Below are 12491 nucleotides of genomic sequence, written 5' to 3' on the forward strand. Positions count from 1 at the left end.
CCATGACTGCGCCACTTGTGACCATTCTGGATGATGAGCCTGAGATCCGATCCATGCTGGCGGATGCGCTACAAGATGCGGGCTTTCGCACCATGGGATTTGGCCGTGCCACTGAATTCGAGGCCGCGCTGAAATCGACCACGCCGGATGTCTGCCTTGTAGACCTTGGCCTGCCAGACAAGGACGGGCTGACATTGGTGCATCGTCTGGCGTTGGAACAGGGTGCGGCGGTGATCATCATTTCTGGTCGGGCCCAGGTTCAGGACAGGGTCACCGGGCTTGAGCTGGGGGCAGATGACTACATTATCAAACCCTTTGATCCGGCCGAGGTTGTCGCGCGCGTCAAAGTCAGGCTGCGCAAGGAACGCCCCGCCGCAAACAGCGCCAGCAATACCGCGCAGTTCAATGGCTGGACGGCCTATTTTGATCGCTACGTGCTTGAGGATACCGAAGGTCAGGAAACCACGTTCAGCCACGCAGAAGGCGAAGTTTTGCGCCTGTTTCTGGAAAGCCCCAAGCGGCTGATCAGCCGGGCTCATATGCAAGAGATGTTGGGCGGCGCGGCCGGTGAAAGCTTTGACAGGGCGATGGATGTGCGTATCTCGCGGCTGCGCACGAAACTGCGCGAAGACCCGAAAAACCCCCGTCTTATCAAAACGATATACGGTGCAGGCTACATCTTTCTCGGAGATGTGAGCTGGGTGTAGTTCACCCAAGTATCGTACCCGCTACGGCCTGAAACACAAAATATAGCAAAAATTCCCATATTGTGTTATCCTCTCAGAAAATGAGGGAGGACACAGATGAGTAACCTCGAGCAGTACACAGCCCTCAGCGCGCTTTGGATCGCGCTCGCCTGGCTGCCTTATATTCTCGACAGAATACTGGTGCGCGGCTTGATCGGCGCCCTTGCGAATTACGACGCAAACGCGACCCCCCAATCGGCATGGGCCCAACGCGCGATGCGGGCACATACGGTTTCTGTTGAGGCCTTTGTCGCCTTTGCACCACTTGCCGTGATCGCGATGATCAAACGACCAGACGATGCCTATCCCGGCACGCTGGCAATGGTCTTTTTCTTCGGGATCGTGGCGCATTACATCATCTACGTACTCGGCATCCCTGTTCTGAGAACGCTGGCCTTTGCGATGGCCGCTTTTTCAACACTTGGGTTGGCGTTGCGTGTTCTGGGCGTGATCTGACATTTCCTCCCAGATGGGTTCACTCCCGCTGCCCCCGCAGACCAAAAGACCGGCTGTGGGGGCCTTTTTTGCCTCTGTCACACTGGGGTGTTTAGGACGGATTAGGCTCTTATTCAGAGCCTGTTGCACCCGGATTCGCGCTGGCTTAGACTCGGGCCATGGCTGTCTGCATTCTCTACCGTCGCGCCCAGAAACGGCGCCCGCGCTATTACCGCGTCGAGATCGCCTATAACCTGTTCAACGAGATTTCCGTGCTGCGGGAGTGGGGCGTTTCGGGCGGTAAAGGGCGAGCGCTGATAAGCATCTATGGCAATCTTCGCGAGGCTTCGACCGCTGCCGACAGCTTTCGCAACCGCGCGATGAAACGGGGGTACGCGCGCGGCTAATTGGTCAGCCGCGCAACCGCTCCGGCCAACACTTCCAGCCCCTTGACCAGATCACCCTCATCCGTGTCTTCGCCAAAGGCGTGGCTGATGCCGTTGATCGAGGGCACAAACACCATGGCCACCGGCATATGCACCGCAACATTGGTGGCATCATGCAACGCGCCCGAGGGCATTTCGCGCCACCGATCCGGCACATGGGTCGCGGCACTGTCCGCCAGCGCACCGCGCAAGCGGGTGTCCATAGCCACGGGCTCGAGCCCCAGAAGCGGGCCAAACTCTAGCTGAAGGTCCCGCGCCTCTGCCACCGTCTGGGCGGCCTCTCGAATGATCCCTTCCATCCGGTTCAGCCGGTCGGCATCCCCATCCCGCCATTGCATCGAGAACGTGACTTTGCCCGGCACGATGGACGAGGCATTGGGATGCAGGGACACATGCCCGATGGTCCAGACCGTCGAAGGGGTAACCACATCGGCAAAAGTGCTATTGATATGCGTCGCAAAATCGTTCAGCCCCTGAAACGCATCCCGCCGCAGATGCATCGGCGTGGTGCCCGCGTGATTTTGCTCACCTGTAAACGTGATGCGCATGTCGCGGATGCCGACGATGTCGGTCACAACGCCAATCGCTTCGCCGGATTTATCCAGCCATGGGCCCTGTTCGATATGCATTTCGATGAACCCGGTGAACTGCGCCGGATCGACAAAATCCCCTGCCAGATGCGCCATGCGGGCGCGCGCCTCGGCAAAGGTCACACCGGCCTTGTCCGTCAGCTTGTCAGCGTCTTCCAAGGGCAGCTTGCCGGACCAGACCGTACTGCCGGTGGTGACGCCAAAGCGTCCCTCTTCATCCTGAAACGAAACCACCGACACCGCCGGACCGCCGCTTTCCTGCGCCGCGCGGGCAATCTCCAACGCTGCCATCACGCCCAGCGCCCCGTCAAGCCACCCACCCTCGGGCTGGCTGTCACTGTGCGACCCAAGCAGTAAAGATGGCCCTTCGGCCAAACCCCAAACTGAGCCGACCGGATCAACGTGCACAGACAGGCCTGCGTCATGCATCTGCGCCATCAGCCATTCACGCGCCGCGATATCTTCATCTGAATAGGCCGGGCGCACCACGCCCTTACCCACACCAGACGCCCCAAATTGGCGCAATTCATGCAGGCTTTTCAAAAAGCGGTCAGGGTTCACCATGATATGACTCCGGGCATCTTCGTATTGCCCGAAATACTCCCGCCGGAGGCAACAGACCTCAAGCCCAAAAGCGACCGGTGCGGCGTTACTCCGCCGCCACCTGGCTTTCGATCTTCTCAACGCGTACAGCCGAGAACTTGAACTCGGGGATCTTGCCATAGGGGTCGATCGCCGGGTTGGTCAGAATATTGGCCGCTGCCTCGACATAGGCAAAGGGCACAAACACCATATCCTCGGAAATTGCGCGGTCGGCACGGGCCATGATCTCGATCGAGCCACGGCGGGTGGTCAGACGCACCATCTCGCCTGGCTCAACTCCCATCAGCTTGAGCGTGCGGGGGTTCAGAGAACAATTGGCCTCGGGCTCAACCGCGTCCAGGACCAGCGACCGGCGGGTCATCGACCCGGTGTGCCAATGCTCCAGCTGACGCCCAGTGGTCATGATCATCGGATAGTCCGCATCCGGCGCCTCATCCGGCGGGATGACGCTGGCCGGGGTAAACCGCGCGCGGCCTTCGGGGCGAGGGAATCCGTCGCCGAACACGATGGCCTGACCGGGGTCTGTCGGGGTCAGCGACGGATAGGTGATGCTTTCCGTCTTGAGGCGATCCCAGGTAATATTGTCCAGCGATTTCATGGTCTTCTTCATCTCGTCAAAGACCTGAGACACGTCCGTGTACTCCCAGTTCAGACCAATGCGCTGACCCAGTTCCACAGTGACTTTCCAATCCTCGCGCGCGTCCCCCGGAGGGGCGACGGCGGGGCGCACGCGCTGCACTTGGCGGTTGGTGTTTGATACGGTGCCGTTCTTTTCATACAACGTCGAAGCCGGCAGGATGATGTCGGCAAAGTTCGCGGTCTCAGTCAGGAAGATGTCCTGCACGATCAAGAGTTCCAGCTTGGCAAAAGCTTCACGCGCATGTTCGGCATCGGGGTCGGACATCGCCGGGTTTTCACCCTGAATGTACATGCCCTTGATGTTGCCTGCGTAGACCTGATCGACGATCTCGGTCACGGTCAGACCCTTTTCATCGCTGAAGTCATCCGAATCCCAAACATCAGTGAATTTTTCGCGGATCGCGTCATCCGTCACCGATTGATAATCCGGCAGGAACATCGGGATCAGGCCCGCATCCGAGGCCCCTTGTACGTTGTTCTGACCGCGCAGAGGGTGCAGACCCGCACCGGGTTTACCCACGTTGCCAGTCATCAGCGCCAACGAGATCAGACAACGCGAGTTATCGGTGCCGTGAATGTGCTGGCTGACGCCCATGCCCCAGAAGATCAGACCCGCTTTGCCGCCCGCAAAGGTGCGCGCCACGCGGCGCAGCTGTTCAGGGCTGACACCACAAATCTCGCTCATCGCCTCGGGCGTGAATTGCGCGAGGTGCTGCTTTTCGGCTTCCCAATTCTCGGTGTATTGGTCGATATAGGCTTGGTCGTACAGCCCCTCTTCGACAATCACATTCATGATTGCGTTCAGCATCGAGACATCCGCACCAGGGCGGAACTGCACCATTTCATCGGCAAAACGGCGCAGACCCACGCCGCGCGGGTCACAGACGATCAACTTGCCGCCACGCTTGGTGAATTGCTTGAAATAGGTTGCCGCAACGGGGTGGTTTTCAATCGGGTTCGAGCCGATGACAATCGCCACATCGGCATTTTCGATCTCGTTAAAGGTCGCGGTCACAGCACCCGAGCCGACGTTTTCGATCAGCGCCGAGACCGACGACGCGTGGCACAGGCGCGTGCAGTGGTCGACGTTGTTGTGCTTGAACCCCTGGCGGATAAACTTTTGGAAAAGATAGGCCTCTTCGTTGGTGCATTTGGCCGAGCCGAAACCAGCAACAGACCGGCCCCCATGGGTGTCGCGCAGATCAACCAGCCCCCCGGCGGCCAGTGACATGGCCTCTTCCCAGGTGGCTTCGCGGAAGTGTGTCGACAGATCACCGGGATCGACGTTCAGCCCTTTGGCCGGTGCATCCTCGCGGCGGATCAGCGGCTTGGTCAGGCGGTGCGGGTGGTGGATATAGTCGAACCCAAAGCGCCCTTTGACACACAGACGATTCTCGTTGGCCGGGCCGTTCAGGCCCTCAACGTATTTTACCTTGCCGTCTTTCACTTTCAGCGACACCTTGCAACCGACGCCGCAGAACGGGCAGACAGTTTCGGTTTCACTGTCATAGTCGGCGCTGTCGCCAACCTGATCTGCATCGACCACGGTTGCGGGCATCAATGCGCCTGTGGGGCAGGCCTGAACACATTCACCACAAGCCACACAGGTTGAGGCCCCCATCGGGTCGGCAATGTCAAAGGTCGGATAAGCATCGTGCCCACGACCGGCCATGCCAATCACGTCATTCACCTGTACTTCGCGGCAGGCACGCACGCAAAGGCCACAGGAGATACAGGCGTCCAGGTTCACGCTCATCGCGACGTGAGAATCGTCCAACAGCGGAATGCGCCCCTCGTCCACCTTGGGAAAGCGGCTTTCCGTGGCGCCGGTCAGATCCACCATGTCCCACAGATGCGAGGATTTGTCGTGCGCCACATCGCGCTCGGGCTGATCTGTGACCAGCATTTCGACAACCATCTTGCGCGCGGTTTCAGCGCGGGCATTGTTGGTGGTGACCACCATGCCTTCGGCGGGTTCCCGGATACAGGATGCCGCAAGTGTCCGCTCGCCTTCGATCTCAACCATACAAGCGCGGCAGTTGCCGTCAGGGCGATAGCCCGGCGCAGGCTTGTGGCAGAGGTGCGGGATTACAAGGCCACGGCCATTGGCAACCTCCCAGATGCTCTCTCCTGGGTTGGCGGTGACGGTCTCGCCGTCCAGCGTGAAAGTAATCTTGTCGGACATCAGAGTCTCCCTGTTCGCGGGCAGTTTACCCCGAGAGTTGGAATACGCGAGTCGGCTATTCCGACAGGGCATGGACGATTTACGCCAAGCCTCTTGCCAGAGCGACGTGGTGTTTCGATGTGTCCCGTGTGATTTGCCCTTTTCGATGGCCTTTGGCTGGCTTAGGAAACGGTGTCTAAGACTAAGGATTGATCGATGCCGCATATCACTCTGGTTCGCCACGGACAGGCCAACAGCGAAGCCCGGGACGAAGAAAGCTATGACAAATTGTCAGAGCTTGGGCATCAGCAGGCGCGTTGGCTGGGCGCTCATTTCTCGCAAACGCGCGATCAGTTTCAACGGGTCTACACCGGGACGATGGTGCGCCATATCGAAACCGCAAATGGTGTGGGTCTTGATCTGCCACCTGTTCGGGACGCACGGCTGAACGAGATCGCCTATTTCGAGTTATCACAGTTGATGCAAGAACAGCATGGCCTGGTCATTCCGACGGAGCGCGAAGGGTTTGTTGAGCATCTTCCGAGGGTCCTGCAAGCGTGGCAGGAGGGCAGGATCGACGGGGCCTCAGAGAGCTTTGAAGACTTTCATGCGCGGGTCAGCGACGTCATGAACGAGATCGCAGCGGGTAATGGACGTGCCCTTGTGGTGACATCAGGCGGCCTGATCGGGATGGTGCTGCGCCAGACCCTGGATTTGGACGTGCTGGGCTGGGCCAAGATGTGTCTGGCGATCATGAACACATCCGTTCACCGCTGGCAGATGGTTCTGGATCAACCGCTGCTGGTGCAGTTTAACAATGTCGCGCACTTGGAGGCGCCAGAACGGCATTTTGCACAGACGCATCTGTGAGGCCGCAAAACCTTCTAGAAGGTTTTGCCCCGGGGAAATTCTTCTAGAAGAATTTCAATCAAGCAGCCTTGTCGGCGTGATCCTTGTGCACGAACTTGCAATCGCAATAGGGGCATTCGACCCAGCCGTGCTCCATCGGCATTTGTAGCCAAACGCGCGGATGCCCGCCCTCGCCGCCATCACAGGCAATCTTGTAGCTGTCCACGATCTTGGTTTCAGGCGCTTCGATTGTCATAGCCTTTTGTCCTTTGTGCCGATCCTCCCGGTTGTTGTCCGGGGCGTGTTTCGCTATGCGCGAATATGAGCGATCCAAAGCCTGGGGGCAAGTGCGACCATGACGCAGAATGCGATTGAAATCAGGGGCCTTAAAAAGACCTATCGTGGCAGTCGAGGCGCACCCGAAAAGCAAGCCTTGAAAGGGATCGAACTGGACATTCCCGCCGGGTCGATCTTTGGCCTTCTGGGGCCGAACGGCGCGGGCAAGTCGACGATGATCAATATCATGGCCGGACTGGTCACCAAGACCGCCGGATCGGTAAACATCTGGGGGTTTGATCAGGATGAAAATCCGCGTCAAAGCCGCGCTGCGATCGGCGTGATGCCACAGGAATTGAACCTTGATCCCTTTTTCAGCCCACGCGGAGCGCTCGAGGTGCAGGCAGGGCTGTACGGCGTACCCAAATCCCAGCGGAAGAGCGACGAAATTCTTGAAATGGTTGGTCTTTCTGACAAGGCTGAAGCCTATGCCCGCACGCTGTCCGGGGGGATGCGGCGCAGGCTCTTGCTGGGCAAAGCACTGGTGCATCACCCGCAGATTCTGGTGCTGGACGAACCCACAGCGGGCGTGGATATCGAGCTGCGTCAGATGCTTTGGGCCAACATCCGCAAGCTCAACGAAGACCGTGGCATGACGATCATCCTGACCACGCACTACCTGGAAGAAGCCGAAGAAATGTGCGACGAGATTGCCATCATCAACCAGGGTGAGCTGATCGCGCGTGACAGCACCGCGAATCTGCTCGGGCAACTGGATAGCAAAACCCTTGTGATCGACCCTGTGTCGCCCCCCACCCGTCTGCCCGAAGGAACCGGGATCGAAGTTTCGGAACGCTCTGACGGGGCATTGGTCCTAAGTTATCACGCCGCTGAAACCACGGCCGAACAGGTCCTGGCCGCAGTGCGCGACGCAGGCATTGCCATTCGGGACGTCAAGACAGAACAGGCCGATCTTGAGGACGTGTTCCTCGCGCTGACATCGTCAAAGTAGATCGCTCTGATCGCGCAGCATGCGGCCCAGAGGCCTTCCAGCGAGAACATGTACATGCAGGTGCGGCACGTCCTGAATCGCATTGGGTCCGGTGTTGGCAACCATGCGAAATCCGTCAGGCTGCACCCCAACGTGGGCACAAACCTCGCCGACCAAGCGCGTCAGGCCAATAATCTCAGCATCCGACGCCTGCTGTGCAAAGTGGTCATAGCTGACATAGGCGCCCTTGGGGATCACCAGGACATGATCAGGAGCCTGTGGGGCGATATCGCGAAACGCCAGCGCGTGGTCATTTTCCAGCACTTTGTCGCATGGAATCTCACCACGCAGTATTTTTGCAAAGATATTCTGATCGTCGTATTCAAACGCCATGGTCAACCTGCAAACAAGTGATCTGTTTTGGCGATCTTCTCTGCCTTGCTTTCTTCAATCGAAAGAAAATCAACCAAGGCGGCAACGTGCGATTTGAGATCATCCCCCTGCTTCATGCGTTGGTGATTCTCAAAGTTGGCATCACGGATACGGTCGCTTTCCAGCACGATGTCCTGACGGATCGTTGGTAATAGCCTCTCAAGTGTTTCCTGTGGCGTCTGAGAACCAGCGAGCCCAATCCGCGTAGCATGCCCGATCAGGTAATCGTCCGGGAAAGCACATTGCACCTCTAACAGTCGCGTGCCTGAACGGTCGCTAAAGAAGTCATGCAGCAATTCCAGATTGGATGGGTCAAGGCAAATTACCAGCCGGTTGGTGTCATAATAGTCAAACAGCATACGCATGAGCGCGCGGCGATGCCGGGTGCGTTTACCCAAAGTCGATTGAATGCCACCCAGATCAGGCAGCGGCGTGCTTTCCTCATTGAACAGATAGGCAATCGACGGCAAACCGGTTTCTCGCTGGATGCTTTCCAAGAGGCGTTTGGCAACGTGCCATTTCTTGCACACGATGATCATCAACTCACGGTCCCGGCCCAGAGTTGATTCGGTTTCCCAGAAGCGGCTGGCAAAGCGCCGCCCGATACGCCCGCGACCTGTCAGAAACTTGAACAGGCTCGGGCCCTCTGCCGAAATCTGAAACGGAACACTTTTTTCCGCAAAAAGGTTCCCCAGACGCTCTTTCAGCTCCAGCGCCTCGGGGCTGACCTTGCGAGCGAACAGGTAATCCTGGCTCAGCAATAGATCGTAGTGGTCGTTGTAAAAGGTCAGAGGCATCCCGTAATCGGTGAACATCAGGAATGTCAGCGTCCGGGTCCGAATCTCACTCTCGGGGATCAGGTGGCGGACAAGTGTCTGGAAAAAGGTTTCGTCCGGAATCCACGTGGTTCGGAAAAACTGCATCACATCCTTGCGTTCGCGGGTGAAGTCCAGAATCTCCTCAATCGTGCGGCGGCGCAGGCACCACCACTGTGACCCAATCTGGATTTGCAGATCGGCGGGTATCTCGCGAGTGAGGCCAAGCCGTTTCTGAAATTCGAAAGCCGTATAGAACCGGCGCTTTTGCGTGCGCTCGTTAAAGAAATGACGGTAGATCAGCCGCTCTTCTTTCATTCCTGTTTTGATCCAGTCACTCTCAAAGTAGTCGAAGCTCTCGATGAAATCACAATCGTTGTTGTCGAGATATTCGTGGATAAAGTCAGCCGTTTTGATGGGCTGACAGTCACCGGACAACATATAAAAATGGGTGGCCCGCGGAAATTTGTCGACCGCGCTCTGGACCGCATTGAGCGTTGCCTGGACCAGGGACCACTCGCCCCACCCGCACTTGATGCGTTTCACCGCAAATGCAACGTTGGGATTGTCGTGAAATACTTTTTCGATCGCCGCGAAATGCTCTGGATTCGCGCTCGCGTCGAAATGGATCGCGACGTAATCGCCCACGGCCGTCAGCCGTTCAACCTGTTGTATAATAGCCTCGGGGTCCTTGTGGCATAGCAGAATGAATGCGATTTTTGCCATTTTGGAAACCAGAACCCCTAATTCACATTGATTGTTTACCTAGATAATGGTGAACGGGCGTTGAATAAACAGACTTTCTTTGCTTTTTTGGGGACAAATCAAACTGTGACCCAAAAGCTGGTCTCAGAAAATTTGGAGGCAGTTTCATGGGCTTTCCCGGCACTTGGATGACCGAGAGCGAAAGTGTGGTTTATCGGGTGGTCCCGAAATGTGCCTGCTCGACAATCGGGCAGATCATGTTCTACTCGGATCACGGTAAGTTTTTCGATGGCGACATCCACGACGCGACCAGTGGCATGCATAAATGGGCCATCGAGGACAGTCAGGAAGCGATCACCAGAAATGTGACCAATCACAGCTCTTATGCATTCACCTGCGTACGCAATCCCTATACCCGCATTCTCTCATCCTTCTTTGACAAGATCTGCGGTATTCAGCGCAATGGGCGGCGCTATCGCGGCAACCTTGTGCCGATGCTGATCCAGAAATACGGGATCGAGGTAGGGGGAGACGACGGCAAGGAAGAATTTGACCAGATCAAAAGCTTCCGGCGGTTCCTGTTGTTCGCCCGCGACACGATCCGTTGGCGCAGGCCTATGGATCCTGACATTCACTGGTCCGCAATGTCGGGTCATGTGTCGACCTTTATCGTCAACGGCGGCACATACGATAAGATCTTTTTTACCGAAAAATTCAACGAGGGGATGCAAGAGGTACTGGACGGCATCGAAACCGAACATGCCGTGAATCTGGCCCAAATCCCGCGCTTCAATGAATCCGAGGGGCATGGGCCAAAACGCGCACATCCGGTCGAAGACTATTTCGATGATCTGTCGATGCATCTGGTCTATGAAATTTTCAAGCGAGACTTTGACCTGTTCAAGTATGACTTTGAAGATCCGTCGAACAAGTTCCCGATTGGCGAGATCGACCTAGACGAGGTGCATGCCAAACTCGGCGATTAGAGCGCCGTAACGGAACACTCGACAATTCCGGGATCGCGCCCAACACTGAACGCCAGTTGTCTGATGAGGTTTCCGCATGATTTTCTATGATTGCTCCACCGCGCCCAGCCCGCGGCGTGCCCGCATGTTTCTTGCCGAAAAGGGGATCGAGGTCGATCTTCGCGAAGTGTCGATCCTCGAGGGTGAGCAGCTCAAACCCGAGTTTCTGTCGGTAAACCCGGATGCCACAGTGCCCGTTCTGGTCACGGATGACGGCGAGATATTGACCGAAAACCTCGGCATCGCAGCCTATCTCGAGGCGCTGAAACCTGAACCCGCCCTGATCGGCACCACCCCCATCGAAAGCGGTGAGATCATGTCGTGGAACGCCAAGGCCGAACAGCAATGCGGCATGGCCATGGCCGAAGCGCTGCGCAACGGTAATCCATTCATGAAGAATCGCGCCATTCCGGGGCCGAACAATTTCGACCAGATCCCGGAACTGGCGGAACGTGGCCTGCGCCGCCTTGGCCTGTTCTTTGACAAGCTGGACAAACACCTTGAGGGTCGTGACTTTGTCGCCACGAACCAGTTCACGATGGCCGACATCACCTGCTTTGTCTTTGTGGATTGCTGCCGCGTTGTGAAGGTACGCGTCACGGACGGTCACCCCAACCTGAAACGCTGGTACAACAGCATCGGCGCCCGAGACTCTGCCAAGGCCTGAAGCTTTATAAGCCGGAGGAACGCCGTAGCGCCCTCCAGCCGACTAACGACGCCGTACTGATACTTTGAAAGCGCGAAACATCGTTTGCGCCGCAGTGTTTTGCCACTTAGCCTGCGCTTGACCAAATCACACCACGTGAATTGCCTGTTATTTTCGTGAACGGATGGCCCACAGTTCACGTTGCGCAAAAAAAGGCCCGGAACATGTCCGGGCCGAGTCCAACAGGGAGGTGCATATCAAACCCGGACATGCGCGGGATGTCTTGAATCTCACTCTAAAGGTACGGTTGAGATACTTCTTTGATCCACATCAATAATGTCGTTGCCTTGTTACAGGACTGTTGCAAAACTGTTTCAATTCCTTTCCACGTTTATGCAACGAGGCGGTAGCCGCCCGACTCGGTGATCAACAACCGCGCATTCGAGGGATCTGGTTCGATCTTTTGCCGCAGGCGATAGATGTGGGTTTCCAGGGTGTGTGTGGTGACACCGGCATTGTACCCCCACACCTCATGCAACAACACATCCCGCGCCACGACGCCGTCGGTTGAACGGTAGAGGAACTTCAGAATGTTGGTTTCCTTTTCCGTCAGGCGAATTTTGCGCTCTTCTTCGGTGATAAGCATCTTCATCGACGGCTTGAAGGTGTACGGCCCAAGCTGGAACACGGCGTCTTCAGACTGCTCATGTTGCCGCAGCTGCGCACGAATTCGAGCCAAGAGAACCGGAAACTTGAACGGCTTGGTGACATAGTCATTTGCCCCGGCATCAAGACCCAGGATCGTATCGGCATCGCTGTCATGGCCGGTCAGCATCAAAACAGGGCATTTTACGCCCTGCTTGCGCATCAGGCGGCAAAGCTCACGACCATCGGTATCGGGCAGACCCACGTCCAGGATCATCAGATCGTACAGACCCTCTTTGGCCTTGACCATTGCCTCGGCACCATTGGCTGCTTCGAAAACATCAAAATCCTCTGTCATGAGGAGCTGTTCCGAAAGCGCCTCGCGCAGATCGTCGTCATCGTCCACCAAGAGGATTTTCTTCAACTGAGCCATCATGGCCTCCTGTTTCGTGTATCTGAACAGCATGTGGCGTGGCATCACAGT

13 protein-coding genes are annotated in these 12491 nt (G+C 56.9%); 7 read left to right on the forward strand and 6 right to left on the reverse strand.

Annotated features, from left to right (window positions below; all coding sequences use genetic code 11):
- Positions 1 to 2 precede the first annotated feature (2 nt).
- The 3 genes from EK369_RS18205 (at position 3) to EK369_RS18215 (ending at position 1588) form a co-directional block, all read left to right on the forward strand.
- Entirely contained in the window at positions 3 to 707 is a 705-nt protein-coding gene (locus EK369_RS18205; protein WP_127115694.1) for a response regulator transcription factor, read from the forward strand.
- Between the two features lie 96 nt (positions 708 to 803).
- Positions 804 to 1202, forward strand: coding sequence for an MAPEG family protein (locus EK369_RS18210; protein ID WP_127115695.1), 399 nt, complete (start codon positions 804 to 806; stop codon positions 1200 to 1202).
- 158 nt (positions 1203 to 1360) lie between these two features.
- A complete protein-coding gene (locus tag EK369_RS18215; protein ID WP_127115696.1) occupies positions 1361 to 1588 on the forward strand; it encodes a WGR domain-containing protein in 228 nt (75 codons plus the stop codon).
- On the opposite strand, the gene EK369_RS18220 is transcribed toward EK369_RS18215, so the two are convergent.
- Positions 1585 to 2784 (reverse strand): hydantoinase/carbamoylase family amidase, encoded by a 1200-nt coding sequence (locus EK369_RS18220; RefSeq protein ID WP_206198118.1) that lies wholly within the window; start codon positions 2782 to 2784, stop codon positions 1585 to 1587. The two genes, EK369_RS18215 and EK369_RS18220, sit on opposite strands and share 4 nt — an antisense overlap.
- A gap of 82 nt (positions 2785 to 2866) precedes the next feature.
- Positions 2867 to 5644: a formate dehydrogenase subunit alpha gene (gene fdhF / locus EK369_RS18225; protein WP_127115698.1), complete on the reverse strand. Its 2778-nt coding sequence runs from the start codon at positions 5642 to 5644 to the stop codon at positions 2867 to 2869.
- A 195-nt stretch (positions 5645 to 5839) separates the two neighbouring features.
- On the opposite strand from fdhF, the gene EK369_RS18230 reads away from it, so the two are divergent.
- Positions 5840 to 6493 (forward strand): histidine phosphatase family protein, encoded by a 654-nt coding sequence (locus EK369_RS18230; RefSeq protein ID WP_127115699.1) that lies wholly within the window; start codon positions 5840 to 5842, stop codon positions 6491 to 6493.
- A 58-nt stretch (positions 6494 to 6551) separates the two neighbouring features.
- On the opposite strand, the gene EK369_RS18235 is transcribed toward EK369_RS18230, so the two are convergent.
- Complete coding sequence (locus EK369_RS18235) at positions 6552 to 6728, reverse strand: zinc-finger domain-containing protein (RefSeq protein WP_127115700.1); 177 nt, start codon at positions 6726 to 6728, stop codon at positions 6552 to 6554.
- 99 nt (positions 6729 to 6827) lie between these two features.
- On the opposite strand from EK369_RS18235, the gene EK369_RS18240 reads away from it, so the two are divergent.
- On the forward strand, positions 6828 to 7760 hold the full coding sequence (locus EK369_RS18240; protein WP_127115701.1) for an ABC transporter ATP-binding protein: 933 nt from the start codon (positions 6828 to 6830) through the stop codon (positions 7758 to 7760).
- Here the strand turns inward: EK369_RS18240 and EK369_RS18245 are convergent.
- Together EK369_RS18245 and EK369_RS18250 are read right to left on the reverse strand one after the other, a co-directional pair.
- A complete protein-coding gene (locus EK369_RS18245; protein WP_127115702.1) occupies positions 7752 to 8132 on the reverse strand; it encodes a histidine triad nucleotide-binding protein in 381 nt (126 codons plus the stop codon). The two genes, EK369_RS18240 and EK369_RS18245, sit on opposite strands and share 9 nt — an antisense overlap.
- Before the next feature lie 2 nt (positions 8133 to 8134).
- The gene (locus EK369_RS18250; protein WP_127115703.1) at positions 8135 to 9712 is read right to left on the reverse strand and encodes a DUF5928 domain-containing protein; all 1578 of its coding nucleotides are present in this window, start codon (positions 9710 to 9712) and stop codon (positions 8135 to 8137) included.
- Positions 9713 to 9858: 146 nt separating this feature from the next.
- Here EK369_RS18250 and EK369_RS18255 point away from each other — a divergent pair, with 146 nt between their 5' ends.
- The gene (locus tag EK369_RS18255; protein ID WP_127115704.1) at positions 9859 to 10677 is read left to right on the forward strand and encodes a sulfotransferase family protein; all 819 of its coding nucleotides are present in this window, start codon (positions 9859 to 9861) and stop codon (positions 10675 to 10677) included.
- 76 nt (positions 10678 to 10753) lie between these two features.
- Positions 10754 to 11383, forward strand: coding sequence for a glutathione S-transferase family protein (locus EK369_RS18260; RefSeq protein ID WP_127115705.1), 630 nt, complete (start codon positions 10754 to 10756; stop codon positions 11381 to 11383).
- Between the two features lie 370 nt (positions 11384 to 11753).
- Here EK369_RS18260 and EK369_RS18265 read toward each other — a convergent pair whose 3' ends face one another.
- Positions 11754 to 12440, reverse strand: a complete 687-nt coding sequence (locus EK369_RS18265) for a response regulator transcription factor (RefSeq protein ID WP_127115772.1) — start codon at positions 12438 to 12440, stop codon at positions 11754 to 11756.
- Between the last annotated feature and the right edge of the window lie 51 nt (positions 12441 to 12491).

The organism is Shimia sediminis, assembly GCF_003990645.1.
Lineage (GTDB): Bacteria > Pseudomonadota > Alphaproteobacteria > Rhodobacterales > Rhodobacteraceae > Shimia > Shimia sediminis.

Excerpts from the sequence above, each read along its gene's own strand:
- EK369_RS18205 (WP_127115694.1), top strand. The coding sequence starts at position 3 with ATGACTGCGCCACTTGTGACCATTCTGGATGATGAGCCTGAGATCCGA.
- EK369_RS18210 (WP_127115695.1), top strand. The coding sequence starts at position 804 with ATGAGTAACCTCGAGCAGTACACAGCCCTCAGCGCGCTTTGGATCGCG.
- EK369_RS18215 (WP_127115696.1), top strand. The coding sequence starts at position 1,361 with ATGGCTGTCTGCATTCTCTACCGTCGCGCCCAGAAACGGCGCCCGCGC.
- fdhF (WP_127115698.1), bottom strand. The coding sequence starts at position 5,644 with ATGTCCGACAAGATTACTTTCACGCTGGACGGCGAGACCGTCACCGCC.
- EK369_RS18230 (WP_127115699.1), top strand. The coding sequence starts at position 5,840 with ATGCCGCATATCACTCTGGTTCGCCACGGACAGGCCAACAGCGAAGCC.
- EK369_RS18235 (WP_127115700.1), bottom strand. The coding sequence starts at position 6,728 with ATGACAATCGAAGCGCCTGAAACCAAGATCGTGGACAGCTACAAGATT.
- EK369_RS18240 (WP_127115701.1), top strand. The coding sequence starts at position 6,828 with ATGACGCAGAATGCGATTGAAATCAGGGGCCTTAAAAAGACCTATCGT.
- EK369_RS18245 (WP_127115702.1), bottom strand. The coding sequence starts at position 8,132 with ATGGCGTTTGAATACGACGATCAGAATATCTTTGCAAAAATACTGCGT.
- EK369_RS18250 (WP_127115703.1), bottom strand. The coding sequence starts at position 9,712 with ATGGCAAAAATCGCATTCATTCTGCTATGCCACAAGGACCCCGAGGCT.
- EK369_RS18255 (WP_127115704.1), top strand. The coding sequence starts at position 9,859 with ATGGGCTTTCCCGGCACTTGGATGACCGAGAGCGAAAGTGTGGTTTAT.
- EK369_RS18260 (WP_127115705.1), top strand. The coding sequence starts at position 10,754 with ATGATTTTCTATGATTGCTCCACCGCGCCCAGCCCGCGGCGTGCCCGC.
- EK369_RS18265 (WP_127115772.1), bottom strand. The coding sequence starts at position 12,440 with ATGGCTCAGTTGAAGAAAATCCTCTTGGTGGACGATGACGACGATCTG.